Annotated in this window: 19 protein-coding genes; 12 read left to right on the forward strand and 7 right to left on the reverse strand. The window is 65.7% G+C overall.

The window, feature by feature from the left end; all coding sequences use genetic code 11:
• Positions 1-295 precede the first annotated feature (295 nt).
• The 5 genes from galE to ACDH77_RS17650 all read left to right on the forward strand — a co-directional run bounded on the left by galE (position 296) and on the right by ACDH77_RS17650 (position 6,881).
• The gene (galE, locus tag ACDH77_RS17630) at positions 296-1,465 is read left to right on the forward strand and encodes a UDP-glucose 4-epimerase GalE (protein ID WP_083347940.1); all 1,170 of its coding nucleotides are present in this window, start codon (positions 296-298) and stop codon (positions 1,463-1,465) included.
• Positions 1,466-1,502: 37 nt separating this feature from the next.
• Positions 1,503-2,687 carry a glycosyltransferase family 1 protein gene (locus ACDH77_RS17635; RefSeq protein ID WP_011348724.1) on the forward strand — a complete coding sequence of 395 codons (1,185 nt, stop codon included), beginning with the start codon at positions 1,503-1,505 and terminating at the stop codon, positions 2,685-2,687.
• Entirely contained in the window at positions 2,684-3,868 is a 1,185-nt protein-coding gene (gene glf / locus ACDH77_RS17640; protein WP_008577697.1) for a UDP-galactopyranose mutase, read from the forward strand. The genes ACDH77_RS17635 and glf overlap by 4 nt, the downstream gene beginning before the upstream one ends.
• Before the next feature lie 89 nt (positions 3,869-3,957).
• Complete coding sequence (locus tag ACDH77_RS17645; RefSeq protein ID WP_008577693.1) at positions 3,958-5,109, forward strand: beta-glucosidase; 1,152 nt, start codon at positions 3,958-3,960, stop codon at positions 5,107-5,109.
• Entirely contained in the window at positions 5,106-6,881 is a 1,776-nt protein-coding gene (locus ACDH77_RS17650; RefSeq protein ID WP_033479363.1) for an ABC transporter ATP-binding protein, read from the forward strand. Before ACDH77_RS17645 ends, ACDH77_RS17650 begins: the two co-directional genes overlap by 4 nt.
• Before the next feature lie 192 nt (positions 6,882-7,073).
• Here the strand turns inward: ACDH77_RS17650 and ACDH77_RS17655 are convergent, their stop codons facing one another.
• Both ACDH77_RS17655 and ACDH77_RS17660 read right to left on the reverse strand, forming a co-directional pair.
• On the reverse strand, positions 7,074-7,256 hold the full coding sequence (locus tag ACDH77_RS17655) for a DUF3606 domain-containing protein (RefSeq protein ID WP_011348727.1): 183 nt from the start codon (positions 7,254-7,256) through the stop codon (positions 7,074-7,076).
• 102 nt (positions 7,257-7,358) lie between these two features.
• Complete coding sequence (locus ACDH77_RS17660) at positions 7,359-7,973, reverse strand: DUF4142 domain-containing protein (RefSeq protein ID WP_065627864.1); 615 nt, start codon at positions 7,971-7,973, stop codon at positions 7,359-7,361.
• 268 nt (positions 7,974-8,241) lie between these two features.
• Here ACDH77_RS17660 and ACDH77_RS17665 point away from each other — a divergent pair, with 268 nt between their 5' ends.
• Positions 8,242-9,405, forward strand: a complete 1,164-nt coding sequence (locus tag ACDH77_RS17665) for a zinc-dependent alcohol dehydrogenase (protein WP_008577685.1) — start codon at positions 8,242-8,244, stop codon at positions 9,403-9,405.
• Between the two features lie 85 nt (positions 9,406-9,490).
• On the opposite strand, the gene ACDH77_RS17670 is transcribed toward ACDH77_RS17665, so the two are convergent.
• Positions 9,491-9,673 (reverse strand): hypothetical protein, encoded by a 183-nt coding sequence (locus ACDH77_RS17670; protein ID WP_008577683.1) that lies wholly within the window; start codon positions 9,671-9,673, stop codon positions 9,491-9,493.
• 288 nt (positions 9,674-9,961) lie between these two features.
• Between ACDH77_RS17670 and ACDH77_RS17675 the strand changes: the two genes are divergently transcribed.
• Positions 9,962-10,384 (forward strand): YkgJ family cysteine cluster protein, encoded by a 423-nt coding sequence (locus ACDH77_RS17675; RefSeq protein WP_031425011.1) that lies wholly within the window; start codon positions 9,962-9,964, stop codon positions 10,382-10,384.
• Between the two features lie 33 nt (positions 10,385-10,417).
• On the forward strand, positions 10,418-10,615 hold the full coding sequence (locus ACDH77_RS17680; protein WP_029820395.1) for a hypothetical protein: 198 nt from the start codon (positions 10,418-10,420) through the stop codon (positions 10,613-10,615).
• Positions 10,616-10,831: 216 nt separating this feature from the next.
• Here ACDH77_RS17680 and ACDH77_RS17685 read toward each other — a convergent pair whose 3' ends face one another.
• Entirely contained in the window at positions 10,832-11,044 is a 213-nt protein-coding gene (locus ACDH77_RS17685; RefSeq protein ID WP_008577678.1) for a hypothetical protein, read from the reverse strand.
• A 326-nt stretch (positions 11,045-11,370) separates the two neighbouring features.
• On the opposite strand from ACDH77_RS17685, the gene ACDH77_RS17690 reads away from it, so the two are divergent.
• Genes ACDH77_RS17690 through ACDH77_RS17705 form a run of 4 tightly spaced genes read left to right on the forward strand, consistent with a single transcriptional unit; the run spans position 11,371 to position 16,118 of the window.
• On the forward strand, positions 11,371-12,120 hold the full coding sequence (locus ACDH77_RS17690; protein WP_014091172.1) for a DUF3348 domain-containing protein: 750 nt from the start codon (positions 11,371-11,373) through the stop codon (positions 12,118-12,120).
• 10 nt (positions 12,121-12,130) lie between these two features.
• A complete protein-coding gene (locus ACDH77_RS17695) occupies positions 12,131-14,788 on the forward strand; it encodes a DUF802 domain-containing protein (RefSeq protein WP_029820396.1) in 2,658 nt (885 codons plus the stop codon).
• Positions 14,785-15,456 (forward strand): OmpA family protein, encoded by a 672-nt coding sequence (locus tag ACDH77_RS17700; protein WP_031425016.1) that lies wholly within the window; start codon positions 14,785-14,787, stop codon positions 15,454-15,456. Before ACDH77_RS17695 ends, ACDH77_RS17700 begins: the two co-directional genes overlap by 4 nt.
• Positions 15,453-16,118: a DUF2894 domain-containing protein gene (locus ACDH77_RS17705; protein WP_031425018.1), complete on the forward strand. Its 666-nt coding sequence runs from the start codon at positions 15,453-15,455 to the stop codon at positions 16,116-16,118. The genes ACDH77_RS17700 and ACDH77_RS17705 overlap by 4 nt, the downstream gene beginning before the upstream one ends.
• A gap of 329 nt (positions 16,119-16,447) precedes the next feature.
• Here the strand turns inward: ACDH77_RS17705 and ACDH77_RS17710 are convergent, their stop codons facing one another.
• The 3 genes from ACDH77_RS17710 to ACDH77_RS17720 form a co-directional block, all read right to left on the reverse strand.
• Positions 16,448-18,595 carry a TonB-dependent siderophore receptor gene (locus tag ACDH77_RS17710; RefSeq protein ID WP_218488635.1) on the reverse strand — a complete coding sequence of 716 codons (2,148 nt, stop codon included), beginning with the start codon at positions 18,593-18,595 and terminating at the stop codon, positions 16,448-16,450.
• 83 nt (positions 18,596-18,678) lie between these two features.
• Entirely contained in the window at positions 18,679-19,947 is a 1,269-nt protein-coding gene (locus ACDH77_RS17715; RefSeq protein ID WP_008577664.1) for a DUF3526 domain-containing protein, read from the reverse strand.
• Positions 19,947-21,383: an ABC transporter permease gene (locus ACDH77_RS17720; protein ID WP_372353572.1), complete on the reverse strand. Its 1,437-nt coding sequence runs from the start codon at positions 21,381-21,383 to the stop codon at positions 19,947-19,949. The genes ACDH77_RS17715 and ACDH77_RS17720 overlap by 1 nt, the downstream gene beginning before the upstream one ends.

Genomic DNA, 21,383 nt, shown 5'->3' on the forward strand with positions numbered 1-21,383 from the left:
GGCGCATTGCCACAGCGCGCAAAAAACGCACAGCCAAGGTGAGTTTCCGGTCAACGTTGCGCTCGCATCGCACACACCCATGCGGTTGCGCTCACGGTCGGCCTCCTACCGTAGGTGGCGTTGGAACGTGATGCACCACCCCTCTCCAAACAGTGCTGCCCGCCACGCCCGCGTGGCGCAGGTGCGAACCCACTGCTGGCGCAACGACATCGCCCACATGCGTCGACGCATGCGAGCTGATGCATCCGCGCCATTGGCAGGCCAGCGCAGTAGCGCCCCCATAAGGCAGACAACAATGCGAATTCTGGTCACCGGTGGCACCGGCTACATCGGCTCACACACCTGCGTGGAACTGGCGCGGCGCGGTCATGACGTGTGCATTGTCGATAATTTGAGCAACTCCTCCGAGCGCGTGCTCGACCATCTGCAGCATCTGATGGGGTTCCGCCCGGAGTTTCATCGCATGGATGTGCGTGCGCCCGAGCTTGCCGACCTACTGACCAGCGAGCGCATCGACGCCGTCCTGCATTTTGCCGCACTCAAGGCCGTTGGCGAATCGGTGCGCGAGCCGCTGCTGTACTTCAACAACAACGTCACCGGCACGCTGGCGCTGCTACGCGCGATGCGGACTGCCAAGGTGTGCAACCTGGTGTTCAGTTCGTCGGCCACCGTGTATGGCGACGCCAACCGCAGCCCGATCGACGAGAGCGCGCCGCTGAAGGCGATCAACCCCTACGGGCGCACCAAGCTGATGATGGAAGAAATGATCGGCGACCTCAGCGCCGCGTGGCCGGATTTCAATGCGGCGTTGCTGCGCTACTTCAACCCGGTGGGTGCGCACCCCAGCGGGTATCTGGGCGAAGATCCGCGAGGCGTACCGAACAACCTGATGCCCTACATCGCGCAGGTGGCAGTGGGGCGTCGCGCGGCATTGCAGGTCTTTGGCGACGACTACCCCACCGACGACGGCACCGGCGTACGCGACTATCTGCATGTGATGGATCTGGCGCGCGCGCATGTGGATGCCATCGATTACCTGCAGCGCGAACGCAAGGGCCTGGTGGTCAATCTGGGCACCGGGCGCGGCTACAGCGTGCGCGAGGTGGCGGCCGCGTTCGCGCGCGCCAGTGGCAGGCGCATTCCGCTGAGCATTGCGCCACGTCGCGATGGCGATGTGGCGGTGTACTTCGCCAGCACTGCGCTGGCCAACCGGCTGCTGGGCTGGACCGCGGAATACGACCTGGACCGCATGTGCCGCGATACCTGGCGCTGGCAATCGATGCACCCGGATGGCTACGCCGGTTCGCGTCTGCCGCGCCCGCGCTCCGCGGCGGCCGTGCCCGAACGCGAAAGTGCGCGCGAGCTGCCGACATCACCGCGCCGGCGACCGCCCGGTCCGGACACGCGCCGTCGCAGCGAGCCGGTACGCACGCTGGCGGTCGCCGATGGTTTCTCCGGCGCGTAATACGCAACGACCCGTTTCTTTCCTACGAGGGTATTCCATGAGTTGGGCTGGCCAGTTCCAATACGCGATCGGCAAGACCCGCCGCGCGGTTCCATCCGACAGCACGCCACAGTTCGATCCGGCGCGGCCCACACTGTTGTGTCTGTCGCATCTGCGCTGGAGTTTTGTCTATCAGCGCCCGCAGCACCTGATGTCGCGCTTTGCACGCGATGCCAATGTGCTGTTCTGGGAGGAGCCCATCGCCTGCGATGCAGCCGAACCCTGGCTGGAGGTGCGTGGCCAAGAGCACGGCGTGCACGTCTTGGTGCCGCGCCTGCCCGTCGGGTGCGGGGGCGAGGAGGCCGTGCAGGTGCAACGTCGCCTGCTGGACGGCTACCTGGCCGAGCTTGGCGTACGCGACCTGCTGCTGTGGTACTACACGCCAATGAGCCAGAGCTTCAGTGCGCATCTGCGTGCGCGCATGGTCATCTACGACTGCATGGACGAGCTGTCGGCCTTTCGTGGCGCGCCCCCGGAGCTGGTGCAACGCGAGCGCGCACTGCTGCAGCGCGCCGATGTGGTCTTCACCGGCGGCTACAGCATTTGGGAGGCCAAGCGCGCGTTGCACGCCAATGCGCACGCGTTCCCCAGTAGCGTGGACGTGGCGCACTTCGCCGCCGCGCGCACGCCGCAGCAGGAGCCTGACGACCAGGCCGGCATCGCGCACCCGCGGCTGGGTTTCTACGGTGTCATCGACGAGCGGTTCGACGTCGAGCTGCTACGCGCGATCGCGACGCAGCGGCCGCACTGGCAATTGGTGATGATTGGCCCGGTGGTCAAGATCGACCCCTCCGAGCTGCCGCAGGCCACCAACATCCACTATCTGGGCGGCAAGACCTACGACGAACTGCCTGGTTATCTCTCCGGCTGGGAGGTGGCGTTGATGCCGTTTGCGATGAATGCCTCCACCCGCTTCATCAGCCCGACCAAGACACCCGAATACCTCGCTGGCGGCTGCCCAGTGGTGTCCACGCCAATCCACGATGTGGTGCGCACCTATGGCGACACCGGCGTGGTGCGCATTGCCGCGACCGCCGACGCGTTCGTCGCCGCGTGCGAAGCCGCACTGCAGGACAGTGCAGATCGCGCGCAGTTGCTCGACCGCGCCGATGCCGTGCTGGGCGACATGTCCTGGGACCACACCTACGACCTGATGAAGGAGACGCTTTCTTGGACGCAATGACCCCGCCGGCCGCCGCGCCGCTCGCCGCCCGTCGCACGCGCGGCAATGCACGGCGTGGTTTCGATTACCTCATCGTCGGCGCAGGATTTGCCGGCAGCGTGTTGGCCGAACGGCTGGCCGCCGGCCTCGGCAAGCGTGTGCTGGTGGTCGACCGTCGCCCGCATATCGGCGGCAACGCCTACGATTTCCATGACGATGCCGGCGTGCTGATCCATCGTTATGGTCCGCATATCTTCCACACCAACGCGCAGCGCATCGTGGATTACCTGTCCAATTTCACCCAATGGCGTCCGTATGCGCACCGCGTGCTTGCGCAGGTGGGAGACCAGCAGGTGCCGATCCCCATCAACATGACCACGTTGAACCGTCTGTACGGCCTGCAACTCAGCAGCGAAGAACAGGCCGCAGCGTTCCTGGCCAGCCGCGCCGAGCCGGTGGCCGATATCCGGACCAGCGAAGATGTGGTGGTCAATCAGGTGGGCCGCGAGCTCTATGAAACCTTCTTTCGCGGCTATACGCGCAAGCAGTGGGGGCTGGATCCGTCGCAGCTGGACAAGTCGGTGACCTCGCGCGTGCCCACCCGTACCAACGACGACGACCGCTACTTCACCGACACCTTCCAGCAGATGCCGCTGCATGGCTATACGCGCATGTTCGAGCGCATGCTCGATCACCCCAACATCAAGGTGATGCTCAATACCGACTACCGCGAGATCTGCGACGAGCTGGAGTACGACCAGCTGGTGTACAGCGGGCCGGTGGACGAATACTTCGACTATTGCTACGGCAAGCTGCCGTACCGCTCGCTCAGGTTCGAGCACAGCACGCTCGATCAGGAGCACTTCCAGGCGGTGGCCACGGTCAATTATCCGGACGAAGCGGTGGCCTACACGCGCATCACCGAATACAAGCACCTCACCGGCCAGCAACATCCCAACACCAGCATCACCCGCGAGTATCCTTCTGCCGAGGGCGACCCGTATTATCCGATTCCACGCGCGGAGAACGCAGAGCTATATCGGCGTTACGAACGCCTGGCCGCCGAGACGCCCAAGGTGACCTTCCTTGGCCGTCTGGGCACCTACAAGTACTACAACATGGATCAGGTGGTCGGCCAGGCGTTGGCCTTGTACAAGCGCATCGAAGACGCCGAGCCGCGGCGCGCCGAGCTGGCGGTCTGACAACGCACGCCCCGCCCTGCAGCACCGTGGCTGCAGGGCAGTTATCGACGCAGCGCTGCAACCCAGCGGCGCGCGCAGCAGGATGTTGGATGCATACCCCCACACTGTTCGAAAGTTTTTTCATGGCGGGGTTCGAGTGTTCGACCCACCGCCGCCGCGACGGGCGCAGGCTCGACCTGATTGCCGCCACCGGGCATGACCGTTGGGCCGCCAAGGACTACGCGGCGTTGGCGGCGCATGGCCTACGTACCGCGCGCGATGGCCTGCGCTGGCATCTGATCGAACCACGCCCCGGGCATTACGACTGGTCCAGTTTCCTGCCGATGCTGCACGCGGCCGACAGCGTGGGCACGCAGGTGATCTGGGACGTGTGCCATTACGGCTGGCCGGACGATGTGGACATCTGGACGCCGCAGTTCGTCGACCGCTTCGCGCGCTTTGCTGCCGCCGCCGCACAGTGCATCAAGGACGCCTCCGACGCCGTGCCGTTCTACGCGCCGCTCAACGAGATCTCGTTCTGGGCATGGAATGGCGGCGATCACGCCCGCATGCATCCGATGGCGCGCGGGCGTGGTTTCGAGCTCAAGCATCAATTGGTCCGCGCCACCATCGCCGCGATCGACGCAATACGCCAGGTGGATCCGCGCGCACGCTTCCTGCAGGTGGACCCAGCGATCCATGTGGTGCCATCCAACGACCGGCCCGGCCCGCGCCGCGAAGCCGAACGCCTGCGGCTGGCGCAGTTCGAAGCCTGGGACATGATCTGCGGCAAGCAGTGGCCAGGACTCGGCGGGGCGCCGGAGTATCTGGACATCATCGGCCTCAACTACTACTCGGACAATCAGTGGTATCTGGGCGGCGTGCCGATCCTGCGCAACTCGCCCGACCACCGCCCGTTCTCGACCATCATGCTGGAGTTCTGGCAGCGCTATCGCCGCCCGATGATCGTCTCCGAAACCGGTGCCGAAGCCGATCAACGCGCCCCCTGGCTCGATCATGTCGGCAGCGAGGTTGCGCTGGCCCTGCAGCACGGCGTGGCGATGGAAGGTGTCTGTCTGTATCCGGTGCTGGACTACCCCGGTTGGGACAACGACCGGCATTGCCCCACCGGCGTGCTCGGCTATGCGGACGAGCACGGCGAACGACCGCTGCACCAAGGCCTAGCCGACCAACTGCGCCGCGAGCACGCGCGTTTCGGTCTGCGCGCACCGCAGTTCGCGCTGGCCGATATCGCCCCGTGAGTACGTCCGCCCACTCCACCTTGCTGCCGGACACGCCGGCGCGTTTTCTCTGGCACTACGTGGGCCGACGGCCGTGGCATTTCAGTGGCTTGCTGCTCCTGATCGTGGGCGCGGCCGGCTGCGCGGTGTCGGTGCAATACGGCATGAAAATGCTGGTGGACGCGATGGCCACCGATCAACGCAGCCAGGCAAACGTGTGGCTGCCGCTGGGCCTGTTCATCAGCCTGATCGCGGTGGAAAACCTGCTGTGGCGCCTGGGCGGCTGGCTGGGCTGCCGCACCGTGGTGGCCAGCGTGGTGGACATCCGCGTGGATTTGTTCCGCCATCTCACCGGCCACCCGATGCGCTACTTCACCGAGCATTTTGCCGGTGCGCTGGGCAACCGCATCACCGCGCTCGGCAGCGCCGCCGGGCAGATCTTCGGTGGACTGGCGTGGAAGATCGTGCCGCCCATCGTGGATTTCGTCGGCGCCATCGTGCTGCTGTTGACGGTGGATTGGCGCATGGCCGCCACGCTGGTCGGCTTCATTGCGATCGTGGCGGCCATCATCACCAGCTTCGGCATTCGCGGCCGCGCCAAGCATCAGCGCTTTGCCGCGCAGGCCGCCCGGGTGGGTGGCGAGCTGGTGGATGCGGTTTCCAACGTGTGGACGATCAAGGCGTTTGCCGCGCGCGATCGCGAAAGCGCGCGGCTGGCCGAACAGATCGGTCACGAGGCCGTGGCGCATCGGCGCAGCTGGATGTACGTGGAAAAGGCGCGGGTGATTCACGACATCTGCCTGTCGCTGATGGCCGGCGGCATGCTGATCTGGGCCATCGGCATGTGGCGCTCCGGAGCGGTGAGTGCAGGCGATGTGGTGTTGGTCAGTGCGCTGACCTTCCGCATCCTGCATGGCTCGCGCGATCTGGCGCTGACCTTGGTGGACACCACCCAGCAACTGGGCGCCATTGCCGACACCTTGCAGATCATTCTGCAACCGCACGCCATCGTCGATGCGGACGTGCCGCTGGCCTCGGCCGAAGGCGATGTGCGTTTCGAACAGGTGCGTTTTGCCTATCCCGAGCGCGCCGCGGTGCTGGAAGGATTGAACCTGCATATTCCGGCCGGCCAGAAAGTGGGCATCGTGGGGCCCTCCGGTGCCGGCAAATCCACCTTGATTGCCCTGATCCAGCGCCTGGACGATGTGGAATCCGGACGCGTGCTGATCGACGGGCAGGACATCCGCGGGGTCAGCCAGGACAGCCTGCGCGAAAAGATTGCAGTGGTGCCGCAGGAAACTGCGTTGTTCAATCGCAGCATCGCCGACAACATCCGCTACGGACGTCCCGATGCCAGCGATGCCGAGGTGCACGACGCGGCGCGGCATGCATTCTGCGATGGCTTCATCCGGCAATTGCCCGAGGGCTACGACACACAGGTGGGCGAGCGCGGGGTGATGTTATCGGGCGGACAGCGGCAACGGCTGGGGATTGCCCGCGCCTTTCTCAAGGATGCGCCGATCCTGATTCTGGACGAGGCCACCTCGGCACTGGACACCGAATCGGAAGCGGAGATCCAGGCCGCACTGGATCACCTGATGCGCGACCGCACCGTGTTGGCGGTCGCCCATCGCCTGTCCACGGTGATTGGCTTCGATCGCATCGTGGTGCTGCAGGACGGCCGTGTGGTCGAAGATGGCAGCCCTGCGGAACTGCGCGGCCGCGGTGGCGTGTTCGACAGTTTATGGCAGCGCCAGGCTGCCGGATTCGAGACGGCACCGGAGGCACCGTGAGGCGGCTGCGCCCAGAAGCGCTGCTTGCCTTGCGTCATGCGCGGCGAGGCAGACGCAGCCTGCGGCTGGCCCAGTGCGACGAGCATGGCATGGGAAGCGCTTTCCGCCGCGACAGCAGACCCCGTTTGCAATCGCTGGCGCGCAAAAAAACAGGCAGCGTCTGGCTGCCTGTTCCACTTCCTGCACAACGCCTCAATGCGGTGGCCGATAGTCGCGCAGCCTGGTCGTCACGTTGCCGACCTCCTGCACTGCGCGTTTGAGGTCGTCTTCGGACATCCCCAGTTCGCGCGCCCAGTACTGCAACTCCCATTCCTCGTTGATGCTTACATTGTGCATGTCGGTAGGTTGACGATTTGCATCCCGTGGTTCGCCCATGGCGATCTCCCATGTAGGACATCTGGTGAGCCGGCTGCGACGCCGGCGCTTCGCACGGTTTGCCAGCGCTGCCGCATCGACGCGTTGTCTGGCGAGCTGTGGTCAGTGGGGCTGGCCCTGCTTGGCGCGCAGCGCCTTGGCGTGTTCCAGATGCTCGGCGATGGTGTCGCGTGCGCGCTGCAACTCCTTACCGAGGTCGCTGGAGCCCGGCTCGCTGCTGAGCTGTGTGTCCAGCAGTGCCAACGCCTGTTCGTGGCTGTCCACACTGGCTTGCAGATACTGCGACTCGAACTGTTGCCCGTGCAGGTCCTGCAGGCGCTTGCGCACGCCCTCGGCGCCCGCGGTGGCGGCCTGCCCTAACGTGCCATTGCGATCCGGCGCAAACCGGCTGAGGTCCGTCAACGCAGCGCTGTGGGCTTCGTCCATCTTGCGTGCAAATGCCAGCACCTCGCCTTCCACACCCTTGACCACCGCCAGTTGCGCAAGCGTGCGTTCGTTCTCGTTGAACACTGCCAGCGCGCCAAGCGCCTGCTTGCGGTCGCGGGCATCGCCCACGCTATCGCGCAACGGGTCGCCGTGAGGCGGCGTGCTACCGACCACCGTGGCTACGTTGCTCTGTAGATCCTGCGGATCGCTCGTCTGCCCCTGCCGACGCTGCCAGGCCTTGTACGCCACATAGCCCACCGCGCCGGCGGTCACCATCTTGAAAAGTCCCATCGCTGTCTCCTGTTGAGCGCGATCTTTCATCGCGTCTGGCGGTCGTTGATTGTTGGGTTCGCAGGGACGGCGAAGGCGGCATGCCTGCGTCCCAGCGCGTCATATGAGCCTGCGAGCGCGGGGGTTATCCAGACGTGACCTGCGCATCAACGCCGCGTCGGCGATCGGGCGCGTCCACACCGCGCCCACGCAGTGTGCTGACAGGTTTAACACCGCTGCACGAACACTGCAGTGCGCCGCCGCGTCTAAATGCCCACAGGAGACAGACATGCTTGCCCTCAACTACCACGGTTCACGCGATGTGCGAGTGGAAACCGTGCCCGATCCACTCTTGGTCGAACGCGACGACCTGATCCTGCGCGTCACTGCCACCGCCATTTGCGGCTCTGACCTGCATCTGTATCGCGGCAAGATTCCCGACCTACGCCCCGGCGACATTCTCGGCCACGAATTCATGGGCATCGTGGAAGAGGTGGGCCCGGATGTCACGGCGGTCAAGCCGGGCGACCGGGTCGTGATTCCGTTCGTGGTCGCCTGCGGGCGGTGTTTCCACTGCGTGCTGCAGGAATTTTCCGCGTGCGAAACCACCAATACCGGCAAGGGCGCGGCGCTCAATCACAAGGACATGCGCCCGCCCGCCGCGCTGTTCGGCTTCAGCCATTTGTATGGCGGATTGTCCGGCGGCCAGGCCGAATACGTGCGCGTGCCCAAGGCCAATGTCGGCCCGCTGGTGGTGCCCGATGCCTTGCACGATGAGCAGGTGCTGTTCCTGTCCGACATCCTGCCGACCGGGTATCAAGCCGTCGTCGATGCAGGCGTCAAACAAGGCTCGACCGTTGCCATCTTCGGCGCCGGCCCGGTCGGCCTGATGGCCGCGGCGTGCTGCCGCATGCTGGGCGCAGAGCGCATTTTCATGGTCGACCGGCACGCATACCGGCTCGATTTTGCGTCCAGGACCTATGGCGTGATTCCGATCAATTTCGACGAGGTCGACGACCCGGCCGATGTGATCGTCTCGCAGACCGATGGCCGGGGGGTCGATGCCAGCATCGAGGCGGTCGGCTTCGAGGCCGAAGGCAGCGCCATCGAAACCGCACTGACCAACCTGAAACTGGAAGGCAGCAGCGGCGTGGCGATCCGCCAGTGCATCGCCGCAACCCGTCGTTGCGGTGTGGTGAGCGTGCCCGGCGTGTATGCCGGCTTCATCCACGCTTTCATGTTTGGCGATGCATTCGACAAGGGCCTGACCTTCAAGATGGGCCAGACGCATGTGCAAAAGCATATGCCGCATCTGCTGGAATGCATCGGCAATGGTCAGCTCAAGCCAAGCTCGATCATTTCGCATCGCATGCCGCTGGCTGACGCGGCGCGTGGCTACGAACTCTTCGACAAGAAGCAGGACGATTGCCGCAAGGTGGTGCTCACGCCGTAAAAGCGTGAGTGGGATCTATGCAGACGGCGCGATCTTCGACCGCGCCGTCTGCATGTTGTATAGCTGTTGATTGTTGGCAACAGGCTCAGTCCAGCGGCTTGGCCGGCACGAACGGGGACACCGGGTCGCTGGCCGGGAAGGTCTCTTCCACCGCTTCGTCCTGCAGCGCGTCCTGCTTTTTCTTGTCGTGCTGCGTTTGGTCGTGCGGCGCTTGATCGCGCTGTTCGGCGTGGTCGTTTGCAGAGGAAATCTGGTTGGATGTGCTCATGTGTTTTCCTACGACGTGATGCGAGCCACTACGCTACGGTGCGCTGCGTTGGCACAGGTGAAAAGCGTCTTCGCACATCAACGACAAAGGCAACGGATGTGCTGCACTGTGCATGCCGGGCCATGCAGTGCATTAGGTGCGGTCTCGCATTCCTTCCCATGCGGCGCAACCATGGTCCCTCTCGATCACGCGCGGCGCCCGGGCGCGACCTGTGCTTGCGCAGATGAAGTCAGGCAGCGCTGTGGCGACCAGCAGTGTCGCCGAACGCGGCATCCGGCACCCACGCAGTTGCACCTGCACGGCCGCCATGCGACGACGCGCCTTGGGTTCACATCCGCACGCGTCCAGGGTGTATGGTGCATGGGCGGCCGGAATCCGGTATCGCCCTCATTTCATCTGGCCCTTTCCATCGACAATCTCTGCGAACGCTGCGACGCCGTCTGCTGCCGGCTCACCGTCATGGTCGATCCATCCGACCGTATCCCACACCATCTCACCAGCGTGACGCCGCAAGGCTGGCATGTGATGGCGCGCGACGAGGAAGGCTGGTGCGTGGCCATCGACGCTGCGCGCATGTGTTGCTCGATTTACGAGACGCGACCGGCGATCTGCCGGCGTTTCGTCATGTCCGGCCCGTATTGCCGCGACGTACGTGCCACCTACGACGATCAACGCCGCCGGGGCATTCCCTTGACGCTGTACAACGCATGAGGATTTGCGATGCATCATTCCCGCCGCCAGTCGATGACCGTCAGTAACCAGCCGGGCAAGCCGCGGTTGTCCGAACAGCGGTTGGCCGCCGATCTGCAGGCATTTCAGCAATCGGGCGGCGCAATCGAGCGCCTGGGCGATACACCGCTACGTCGCGAAAAAAAGCGCGGCACGCCAGAGGCTGCGCCAGCCGCCGCAGTCACACCGGCCGTCGCAGCCGAGGCCGAGTAAGACAGCAACGGATGCCTCGCGGGCGCCTACGCGCATCCGTCCGCCATTACCGACGCGATGCGACGTAGTCGGCCATCAGCTTCAACCACGCGATCAGGGCAGCTGCAACTCTGGGCCGCACTGCAGAAGCTGCTTGGGCAGTCAGCGCACGCGGACTCAGTGCTCAACAGATCAGGCACCGCGCGCAGGCGTCGCCGCCCGCACGGACATGGGCAGTTACAGCAGTTGCGCGCGCTTGGTCGCGCCAAGCCCTTGTGCCAGTGAGGCCATTTCGTTGGCCAAGGCGACCATGTTGCCGCCGGCCTGCGCCGCGATGCCCATGATGCGCTGGTAGGCGTCCCAGAAGTCGGGCCCATTGCCATAGGCATCGTGGAACCCTTGCAGCTCCAAGACCAGCAGATCGGACACTTGCATGTCGGAGCGGTCCATTGTGTTACCTCGATGGGGTATTCCCCGGCCCGCAGCTTATACCCGTTCACCTTACAAAATCGAGTCAGCCGGATGGCCGGAGGCCTGGACCTGAATTGGTTAGAAAGCCTGGCGGATACTGCATGTCGGGCGTCTGGTTGGGGCTGCTTGCTGCCTCCTGAGTGCGCCGGTGGCTGGCAGCGCCGCAGGTCAGGCCGTCCGCCATACCCGGGCCTGCCGCCCGCCTCGGACCGGCTGAATGCCAGCACGCAAGCTTCCGGCAGCGTGCTCGCTGCTGCCGCCTGACGCGCCGACCGGCATGCGTTCCCGTGTAAAATGCCCGGTTTTTGACCGGAAGAATGGCGAAAGTTGCTCCACGGGCGCCCTTGTCGGGCCCGGCGTTCATTCGCCTGCTTGCTCGCCTCAGCGACGCGCACATCGCTCAGTCCAACCACGCGCTGGCCGACCGGCTGAGCCAGTGGATCGACTGGACGCGCGCGGTTGCCGTGTCCAAGGCGCTGGACGGCAAGCTGCCCGACACCGACGACCTGCCCGAACCGCGCCCGCTCGATGCGGAGGCTTGCGCACGCGTGCGCACCGGTCTTGCTGCCAGCAGCGTGACCGAGTTGGACGCGCTGGTTGTGCGCGTGCGTGCCGAGGCGCGCAACGCCGCGCTCGCAGACGCACCCGTCGCCGCGCCGGATTTCGCACCATTCCGGCAGCACTACTTGGCCATGCAACGCGCCATGCGTACCGCCACCGGCGATCTGCGCGGGCGCCTGCGCGACCTGCTCGCATTGGCCTCCACCGACATGGCGCGGTTGGCCGAAGTGGATGCGGTGATGGAGCTCACCCTGAGCCCGCGCGAGCAGAGCCTGTTGAACACCGTGCCGAGCCTGCTCGGCGCACATTTCGAACGCCTGCGCGATGCTGCACAGGCGCAGCACCGGCCGACCGATGACGATGCCGCGCCACGCGCGGTGCCCGATGGCTGGCTGGATGTCTTCCGCAAGGACATGCAGAGCGTGTTGCTCGCCGAACTGGATGTTCGTTTTCACCCGATCGAAGGCCTGCTTGCAGCGCTTCGTACCCGCTAACTGGGACGTCATGTTCAGAACTCTCGTACACGTGTGTGTGTTTCTCGTCGGCCTGCTGGCGGTTTGCTGGGTCGGCATCGGTTATCTCGGCTCCAACCCGCTCGGCGCCTGTGTCGCGGCGGTGATCGGTGCCTGCTATGTGGCCGGCGCGCTGGAGTTGTATCGCTACCGCCAGGCCACGGCGACGCTGGAAGCGGCAGTCGATGGGCTGGCCACGGCGCCTTCTGCCCTGGGCGATTGGCTACAAACTGTTCATCCTGGCCTGCGTAATGCGGTGCGCCTGCGTATCAAGGGCGAGCGCGTGGCGTTGCCGGCCCCGGTGCTGACGCCGTATCTGGTCGGCTTGCTGGTGTTGCTCGGCATGCTCGGCACCTTGCTCGGCATGATGGCCACGCTCAAGGGCACCGGCTTTGCATTGCAGAGCGCCACCGACCTGCAGGCCATTCGCGGCTCGCTCGCAGCACCGGTGGAAGGCCTGGCGTTCGCGTTCGGTACCTCCATCGCCGGTGTGGCGACATCGGCCATGCTGGGGTTGTTGTCGGCGCTGTGCCGGCGCGAGCGCCTGCAGGTGGTGCAACGGCTGGACCTGAAGATCGCTGCCGAACTGCACACGCATTCGGACGCGCACCGACGTGGCGAAGCATTCAAGCTGCAGCAGCAGCAAAGCGCCTTGATGCCAGCCTTGATCGACCAGCTGCAGACGCTGGTGCACAGCATCCAACAGCACAGCATGGCTGCCGAGCAGCGCCTGGCCGCCCAGCAAGCCGATTTCCAGGCCAAAAGCGAAGCGGCGTATGCGCGGCTGGCCACGGCCATGGAGCACGCGCTGCAAGCCGGTGTCGCCGAAAGCGCACGGGCGGTCGGTGCGGCATTGCAGCCGGCGATGGAAGCCACCATGGCCAGCATCGCACGCGATACCGCCGCATTGCAGGAACACGTCACGCAAGCCGTGCAGCAACAGCTGGACGGCATTACTCATGGCTTCCAGACCAGTGCCAGCACCACGGCGCAGCACTGGAGCACGGCATTGGCGGCGCAGGAACGCGCGCAGCAGACCCACAACGCGCAGTTGCAGACCGCGCTGGAACAGATTGCCGCGCACAGCGTAGCCGTGCAGGACAGCGTGAGCAGCGCCGTGCAGCAGCAGTTGCACGGCGTCAGTGCAGCCATCGAGCAGAACGCGCGCACGGCGACCGAGCACTGGCAGGTGGCATTGGCTGCGCAGGAACGCACCCAGGCCACGTTGGCCGAACAGTTGCAGGGCACACTGGAACAAATCGACCAGCGCAGCGTTGCCGTGCAGGACAGCGTCACCCAGGCCGTGCAGCAGCAATTGAGCGCACTCAACGATGGCTTTGCCAGCAGCACCGCGGCCAGCGCCGCCACCTGGGCGGCCGTGCTTGCCGAACAGCAACGTGCCACCGAAACGCACAGCGCGCAGTTGCACACCACCCTCGAACAACTGACGCAGCAGACCAGTGCCCTGCACGAAGGCGTGCAGCAGGCCGTGCAGCAGCAGCTGGACGGGTTGAGCAGCGGCTTCGAAGCCAGCACCGCCACGGCAGCGGCCACCTGGACGGCTGCGGTGGCCGAGCAGCAGCGCGCCAATCACACGCTCACCCAGGAGTTGCAGAACACGCTCACGCAATTTGCCAGCACCTTCGAGACACGCTCCGCCGCGTTGGTGGATGCGGTCTCGCAACGCATGCAGCAATCCAGCACCGACGCTGCCAATGCGTGGCGCGATGCACTGGCTCAGCAGCAAAACGCCAGCGCCACATTGTCCAGCCAGCACCACAGCGCACTTGCCGCCGCCACCGCCAGTTTCGAGGCGCATGCGGCGGCCCTGGTCGGCACCTTGCAGCAATCGCACACCGACCTGCAGGCGGCACTGGAAGCGCGCGACACCCAGCGCCTGGCGCTGTGGAGCGAGCGCTTCGGCGCGATGAGCACGGCCCTGACCGCACAATGGGAACAGACCGGCGAACGCGTCGCCCGGCAACAGCAGGCCATTTGCGACACCCTGGCCAGCACCGCCAGCGAGCTGTCCACGCAGGCGCAGGCGCAGGCCAGCGCGACGATCAGCGAAGTGTCGCGCCTGATGCAGATCGCCTCCGAAGCGCCCAAGGCCGCGGCCGATGTCGTGGCCGAGCTGCGCCAGTCGCTGTCCGAGAGCATGGTGCGCGACACCGCCATGCTGGAAGAACGCAGCAAGCTGCTTGCCACCCTGGACACCTTGCTCAACGCAGTCAATCACGCCTCCACCGAACAACGCGAAGCGGTGGATGCCTTGGTGACCACCTCGGCCGACCTGCTGCAGCGCGTGGGCAGCCAGCTCACCGAACAGATCGGCAGCGAAACCGGCAAGCTGGGCGCAGTGGCCGCGCATGTCAGCGGCAGCGCAGTGGAAGTGGCCAGCCTGGGCGAAGCGTTCGGCATGGCGGTGCAGTTGTTCAGCGGCGCCACCAGCGAGCTCAATGAGCGCCTGCAGCACGTTGCCACGGCACTCGATGCCTCGCTGGCACGCAGCGACGACCAACTTGCTTACTACGTGGCACAGGCGCGCGAAGTGGTCGACCTCAGCATGCTCTCGCAGAAGCAGATCATCGAAGAACTGCGCCAGCTCGATCGCGGGCGTGGCGAACCCGGCCAAGCAGAAACGGCATGAGCGACGAGATCGAAAGCGACGGCGAGCTGGGCACGCCCATCTGGGCGGCATTCGGCGACCTGATGTCGGTGTTGCTGGGCGCGTTCGTGCTGATCCTGGTCGGCGTGATCGGCGTGCAGTTGCAACTGTCCAGCCGCCTGGACGCGGAGGTCAAACAACGCCAGGCCGAAGCGCAACGTCGGCAGACGCTGGAACAGGCACTGGCCGCACCGTTGGCTGCCGGCCGCGTGACCCTGGTCGATGGCCGTATCGGCATTCGCGGCAATGTGCTGTTTGCGTTCAACTCCGACGAACTGCAGCCGGAAGGACGCGAGGTGTTGAAGTCGCTGGCCACGCCATTGACGCACTACCTGCGCGCGCGCGACGAGATCCTGATGGTCAGCGGATTTACCGACGACCGCCCGGTGCTGGGCGGCAATCGCCGCTACGCCGACAACTGGGAACTGTCCGCACAACGCGCACTCACGGTGACCCGTGCCTTGATCGCCGAAGGCGTGCCGGCGTCATCGGTGTTCGCCGCCGCATTCGGCTCGCAGCAACCGGTGGATTCCAACGCCGACGAAGCCCGCCGCGCGAAGAACCGCCGCGTGGAGATCGCGCCGATCGCGCGCCCGTCGTCGCGCGCAAGCGCATCGGCGCCGCCCGCAGCAACCGCTGCACCGCGATGAGCAAGCCGGCACTGCCCGCACGCGCGCAACTGGAGCGCTGGCGCAGCCAGGGCGCCGATCGGTTGGATCCGGTGCGCTTCCATCTGATGGAAGCGTTGGCAGCGCGTGCCGATGCGCAGGCCGATGCGGTGCGTGAGGTGCTGGACCACAAGCTTGGCGCGATGGTCGATGGCTATGCGACAGCGCTGCAGCAGACAGCGCGTCGCCGTGCCGGGAACCGTGCAGTGCCTTCCCCGACGCCGGCGTCGCCGCAGCCCAGCGCATTGGGTGCGCTCACCGCGCAGATGGCCGGGCATGCGGCGCTGATGGAAGTGGACAGCCGCAAGACTGCCAGCGCAGATGCCATGCTGTTTCCGGAGCTGCCGGCGCTGGACGACTTTCGTCGCACCTGGACCACCGTGCGCACCGCCAGCCAGGTGCGGCAGTCGCTGCAGGATGCGCCCAAGGATGCCGGCCCGCTCAATTCCAGCGTGCTGGTGCATCGCTGCATCACGCTGATGCGCGAGCGCTCGCCGGGCTATCTGCAGCACTTTCTCGGCTATGTGGATGCGTTGTCGTGGCTGGAGCAGCTGCACACCGGCGGCGCGTTGGCCAACGAGGAGGCTGCGCCGGCGACGCCGGGCAAGAAACGCAGCAAGAGTCCGTCGAAGCGACGCAGTTAGATCCTCGATCGGTCCGGATCTACGTCGGGCCGACTGACGCAGGCTCCGATCTCGGAGATGCAGCGTGTGGCAGGTCACCCGCCGTGAGCATGAGGTCACTGCACGCCTCTGGCTGCGAACCGCGCTGCACTTGCTCACGCGGCAGCGGCAGCTGCATGCAAGCGCACAACGATGTCCAGCAAGCACTCGCCGGCGCGTTGCAGTCACTCACTGCAGTCACGCCCGAGCGCGAAGCGTATTCAACTGGAACGTGGCGGCCGTCGGTAACGCTGACATCCACCACGCTGGCGCATGCGCCGATCGCCGCTTCGGCTGTCGTGGAGCATCGCTCAAAACCGCAACTGCGCACCCACCGTCCAGCTCCGCGGCGCACCGGGATACACCCATTGCTCGCTGTACGAAAACGCCGCGTAACGGCGGTCGGTGAGGTTTTCCACCTTGGCATACAGGCGTAGCCTCTGGCTCAGATCGTAATGGCCAACCGCTCGCCACACGGTATAAGCCGGCAACACGAAATCGGTGTTGCTATCCACCGAGCCCAGCCGCTCGCCGGTGTGCAAGACGCCCACACCCAGCGCCGCGCTTCGTTTGCCGGTCAGCGGCTGCTCGTAGTTCAGGAACGCGTTACCGCTCAAACGCGGCACATTCGGAAACCGCCGGCCTTCAGCCAGCCCCGTACTGGCGGCAGCAGCACTGCTGCGCGTCACCTGCGAACCGGTATAGGCCAGGCCCACCGACGCGGCCAGGTGCGGGCTCAACCTGCCCAGCAGATCCAGCTCCACGCCCTGGCTGCGCATCTGGCCCACCGGCAGCGAAAAACTGGTGTCGGCCGGGTCCAGGCTCAACACGTTTTTCTTGTCGATGCGGAATGCGGCCACGGTGGCTTCCAGGCCATCGCCGGGCTGCACGTATTTCAAGCCGGTCTCCAGCGAGCGGCTTTTCTCAGGTGCAAAGCTTTGCCCGTTGGCGCCCACACCGCTGTTGGGGCGAAAACCCGCCGCCGCACTGGCGTACAGCGACAGCGCATCGTCGACATGGAAGGTCATGCCTGCACGCGGGCTCGCCACGCCGTCGGATGACCGCTGCGTGGTGCCGCGCAAGTGGTTGTCCAGGCCTTGCCGATAGTGGTCGTAGCGCAGGCCAAGCAAGGCCTTCCAGCGCGCGCCCAGGTCGATCTGGTCCTGCGCGTACACACCCCACACCTGCTGGCGTTCGTCGGTATCGGTGATGGTGGACAGCCGTCCTGGCTGTGCCAGGCCATAACGCGGCGCCAGCACATCGATGCTGTAGGGCGTGGCCGCGGAACGGGCGCGCTGCTGAAAGCGGCTGTCGTCGAAGCGATTGCCATCGATGCCGAACAACACATTGTGCGTGACCCTGCCGGCCTGAAGACTGCCAAGCACTTCTGCACGCGCTGCGATATCGCGGCCCTGGTAGTCGCGGTAGCGGCGTTCGCGGCGCAAGCTGCGCTGGTCGGCCTGCAGCGTCCAGGGCTCGGTGGAAAATCCGCGCATGCCACTGTCGCGGTAAGTCGCCCCACCCTGCACCGACCAGGTCTGATCCAGGCCGTGCACCACGAACAGCTGGTGCCCGGTGGATTGCAGGTCGATATCGCCATCGCGCGGCTCGCCCAGAAAGCGCGAGGCCGGCAGCCGGTTGGCATCGCCACCGATGGCCGTCACGCCACGATCGAAGGGCGTGTGGAGGCGCACCGCTTCCAGCTCATACGACACCGTCGTATCGGGCGTCGGCATCCACAACAGCGACGGCGCCAGCAAGGTGCTGTCGCTGTCGACGGTATCGCGAAAGCTGTGTTGATCCTTGTGCATCACATTCAAACGGTACGCCACGTTCTCGCTCAGCGGGCCGGTGCTATCGATGGCCGCGCGATAGCTGTCGAAGCGGCCTGCCGATACATCCACGCTGTGCTGCGGCTGAAACAGCGGCTTTTTGGTGACGATGTTGACGGCCCCGCCCGGCTCGCCGCGCCCGTACAACGCCGACGCCGGCCCCTTGATCACCTCGATGCTTTGCGTATTGGCCGCATCGCGCAGACCGTTGTAACCGCGGCTGGCATTGAAGCCGTTGACCATGTAATCCGAACTGAAATTCGGGTCGCCGGTGAAGCCGCGCATCGAATAGCTATCCCATAGCCCGCCCAGGTTGTTGGCCTTGGTGATGCCGCTGGCCAGCTCCAGTGCGCCAGCCAGATCGGTGACGCCTGCATCTTCGAGCAAGGTCCGGTCGAGTACCCGCGCACTGATCGGCAGGTCACGCAGCGGCGCATCGGTCTTGGTGGCACCGGTAATGCTCAGCGCGCGGTACGGCGTGTACTGGCTGCGCACCTGCACCGCATCCAGGTCGCGCGCCTGCGACTGCGACTGCGCAGCCTGCGCGCAGGCAGTGCCGCAGGTGCAGGCCAGCAGGCTGAGCAAGGGCAGCGCGCGCAGCGTGCGGTGGCGCGAGAACACGGGCATCGGGCAGAACTCCTGAAGCGCCCCGGCGCAGTGCATCCGGGGCGCAAGTAAAAGACGCAAGGAAAGGTGAAACGCAGATACCGCTATGAAGCAGGGCCGGCCGTTGTTTCGAAGCGTGGCGCTCGCCCGAAATCGTCGCGCGTGAACGGCCGGTCGCGGAACAGATAGCCGTAGTAGAACGTGCGCAGCGCCCGGTGATAAGCGCGAATGCGATCCTGATAGGCCAGCTGTGCCTGCAGATCGGTGTCGGCCAGGCGCGTCAGCGCCGCCTGCAGCGCAACCGGGGGCAGCACGCTGGCCACGCGTTGCGCCAACGCTTGGCGACGCTGCAGCCCCTGGCGATACGCTGCCACCTGCGGCGCCACCTGCTGGTCGCCATTTTCATGAAATGCGAAGTACCACTTGTAGTGGAACGCCGTGGTCAGCGGCGCCGAGTCGGCCCATTGCCGATTGCGCGCGTAGAACGCCTGCATGGTGTCCTGGCGCGGAATGTCCCAGGCGTGGTTGACCGCCTCGCGCTGCAACCGCGCAATCTCGGTACCCTGGTTGACCGGCACTGCCTGATTGATTGCCACGTGCGCCAGCGCCGGCGCCACCAACGCCAGCACAACCCAGCAGGTAGCCAACGCCGTGGCATGCGCGGCAGGCCGCCACTGGAGGCGCCCGACCAGCACCGACAGCAGCACCCAGAACAACAGGTACGCACCGCCCAGTGCCAGCACCGCCAGTTGCTGCAACCACGGCACCGCATTGAACGTAGCGAACATGACGAACGGCACGCTCAGGCACACAAACACCGCCGCTGCGCGCACCACCACGCGCCGTACCAGCAGCGCAGCGCCCGCACCGGGCAGTGCGGCAAGCATGCGTGCACGCCCCGCTTCACGCTCGCCCGAACGCAGATCGAACAGCAGCGCGATCACGAACAGCGGCAGCAGGAACACCAGCACGAACGCGTAGTCGAAGCGGCCAGCCAATGCGAGCTCGGGGTTGTAGCTGTCCCCGTCATGGATCTGCGCTTCCAGCCCCAGCGCGCGCACGCGCAAGATATACGGCGAGACATCGCGCATGCCGACCGCCGCAAACGCCAGCGGCGATGGCGGGTCCCAGGTGGGGTGGAAGCTGTAATAAGCCGCGCTGCCGGCATCGTTGGAACGCGCCACATAGTCTTCTACCGCCGCGCTGTCTTCGCGCTGCAGCGCTGCAATCCTGGCGATGTTGTCGCGCTGCGTCGCCATCACATGTTGCCCGGACAGCAGGCTGCACACGGTGAGCAGCGCAAGCAACAGCAATCCGGCGAGCGCCGCACGCGCGCGTAGCAGCAACAGCAGTTCGTATTTCCACAGCACCATCAGCGCGCCACTCCCACACCTCGCCCGGCTGCCACCAGCATGCACAGCGCAGCAAGCAGCCAGGCCCCGATCAGGCCGAACGCCGCACCTGCCGTGCCGATCACCTCGGTCGCCGGCGCCGGCTGGAACGCAAACACCGGAATCTCATGCCAGTGCTCGGACGAAATCCGCTTGCGCCGATCGGCACCTGCATCCTGGGCGGTGTCGTCGGCCATGCTGACCGCGTCGGCCTGCAGTTGGTTGAGCTGCTGCACCAGCGTGTAGCGGTAGTGCTCTGCCTGGGCCAGGAACCGCAGATGCGCGCGCAGGTCGGTTTCTGCCAGCGTCATCGACACCTCGCGCAGCGCCACCGTCGGGCTCAGCAAGGCGAATGCACGCACCAGCAGGTTCTGTTGCTGCTGGATGGATGCATCGCGGCCCGCATACCGCTCGAACAGGCTTGCGCTCAGCCGCTCGCCTTCCAGTGCCAGCAAGCCCTTGTAGTTCACCGGCAGGTCTTCCACGCGCTGCACGCCGTAACGGGCCAGCGTCTGCTGCTTGAATTGCGCAAAGTGCGGGTCGTCCGGATTGTGGCTGTCGCCGAGCGTGCGCAGGTCGCGCTGGATCGCCACATCGGTTTCCAACCGGGTCGGCAGGCGGTACGCGGCACTGGCCGCGTCCGGCGCCACGCGCGGTACCAGCAAGGCCAGCCACACCCATACCGCCAGCGACACCAACAGCGCATCGCGGCCGCGCCGGCACCGCATCGACACCGCCAGCACCAGCGCACACCACACCAACAGATACGCGCCATAGGCCAGCACCAGCAGCGCAACCAGCGGTGCTTGCCCTGGCAACAACGCGATCGGTGCCAGGCCGATCAAGGCCGGCAGCAGGCAGGCGCCGGCCACCGTCGCCAGCGCCAGATACTTGCCGCCAAGCAACTGCCGGCGCGTGGCGCCCTGCAACAACAGCGCGCGCAAGGTGCCGGTTTCCTGCTCGCGCGCCACCGCGCCATAGCCCAGGAAGACCAACATCAGCGGCGCCAGCACCTGCAGCACGAAGGCGGGCGTGAGCTGACCGAAACGCACCAGCAACGAGCTCTGACGCACATCGCCGAAATTGGCAGTGTTCTGGCGGTGCCCTTCCAGAAACATGCTGTTGCCGGTGAACGCATCCACGCCGGAATCGAATGCAGCCAGTGCCGGCAACGGGCGATAGATGAAATGGCCGTAGTGCACCACGCGGTGCGGATGCCGGTCCGGCTGCGCTTGGAACGCCTGCTGCGCTGCCTGTTGCTGCCGCGTGCGGAAATCGGCCACTTCGCGCTGGTGGTGCGCAGCGGTCAACGCCGCCACCAGGGTGAGCAACATCAGCAGCACCACACCGATGGCAGCGGACCGGTTGCGCGCCATATAGCGCAGTTCTTCGCGTGCGACCAGCAACACCGGGCTCAT

The sequence above is a fragment of the Xanthomonas axonopodis pv. maculifoliigardeniae genome (assembly GCF_041519315.1).
GTDB lineage: Bacteria > Pseudomonadota > Gammaproteobacteria > Xanthomonadales > Xanthomonadaceae > Xanthomonas > Xanthomonas euvesicatoria.

Excerpts from the sequence above, each read along its gene's own strand:
- galE (WP_083347940.1), top strand. The coding sequence starts at position 296 with ATGCGAATTCTGGTCACCGGTGGCACCGGCTACATCGGCTCACACACC.
- ACDH77_RS17635 (WP_011348724.1), top strand. The coding sequence starts at position 1,503 with ATGAGTTGGGCTGGCCAGTTCCAATACGCGATCGGCAAGACCCGCCGC.
- glf (WP_008577697.1), top strand. The coding sequence starts at position 2,684 with ATGACCCCGCCGGCCGCCGCGCCGCTCGCCGCCCGTCGCACGCGCGGC.
- ACDH77_RS17645 (WP_008577693.1), top strand. The coding sequence starts at position 3,958 with ATGCATACCCCCACACTGTTCGAAAGTTTTTTCATGGCGGGGTTCGAG.
- ACDH77_RS17655 (WP_011348727.1), bottom strand. The coding sequence starts at position 7,256 with ATGGGCGAACCACGGGATGCAAATCGTCAACCTACCGACATGCACAAT.
- ACDH77_RS17660 (WP_065627864.1), bottom strand. The coding sequence starts at position 7,973 with ATGGGACTTTTCAAGATGGTGACCGCCGGCGCGGTGGGCTATGTGGCG.
- ACDH77_RS17665 (WP_008577685.1), top strand. The coding sequence starts at position 8,242 with ATGCTTGCCCTCAACTACCACGGTTCACGCGATGTGCGAGTGGAAACC.
- ACDH77_RS17670 (WP_008577683.1), bottom strand. The coding sequence starts at position 9,673 with ATGAGCACATCCAACCAGATTTCCTCTGCAAACGACCACGCCGAACAG.
- ACDH77_RS17680 (WP_029820395.1), top strand. The coding sequence starts at position 10,418 with ATGACCGTCAGTAACCAGCCGGGCAAGCCGCGGTTGTCCGAACAGCGG.
- ACDH77_RS17685 (WP_008577678.1), bottom strand. The coding sequence starts at position 11,044 with ATGGACCGCTCCGACATGCAAGTGTCCGATCTGCTGGTCTTGGAGCTG.
- ACDH77_RS17695 (WP_029820396.1), top strand. The coding sequence starts at position 12,131 with ATGTTCAGAACTCTCGTACACGTGTGTGTGTTTCTCGTCGGCCTGCTG.
- ACDH77_RS17700 (WP_031425016.1), top strand. The coding sequence starts at position 14,785 with ATGAGCGACGAGATCGAAAGCGACGGCGAGCTGGGCACGCCCATCTGG.
- ACDH77_RS17705 (WP_031425018.1), top strand. The coding sequence starts at position 15,453 with ATGAGCAAGCCGGCACTGCCCGCACGCGCGCAACTGGAGCGCTGGCGC.
- ACDH77_RS17710 (WP_218488635.1), bottom strand. The coding sequence starts at position 18,595 with ATGCCCGTGTTCTCGCGCCACCGCACGCTGCGCGCGCTGCCCTTGCTC.
- ACDH77_RS17715 (WP_008577664.1), bottom strand. The coding sequence starts at position 19,947 with ATGGTGCTGTGGAAATACGAACTGCTGTTGCTGCTACGCGCGCGTGCG.
- ACDH77_RS17720 (WP_372353572.1), bottom strand. The coding sequence starts at position 21,383 with ATGAGCCCGGTGTTGCTGGTCGCACGCGAAGAACTGCGCTATATGGCG.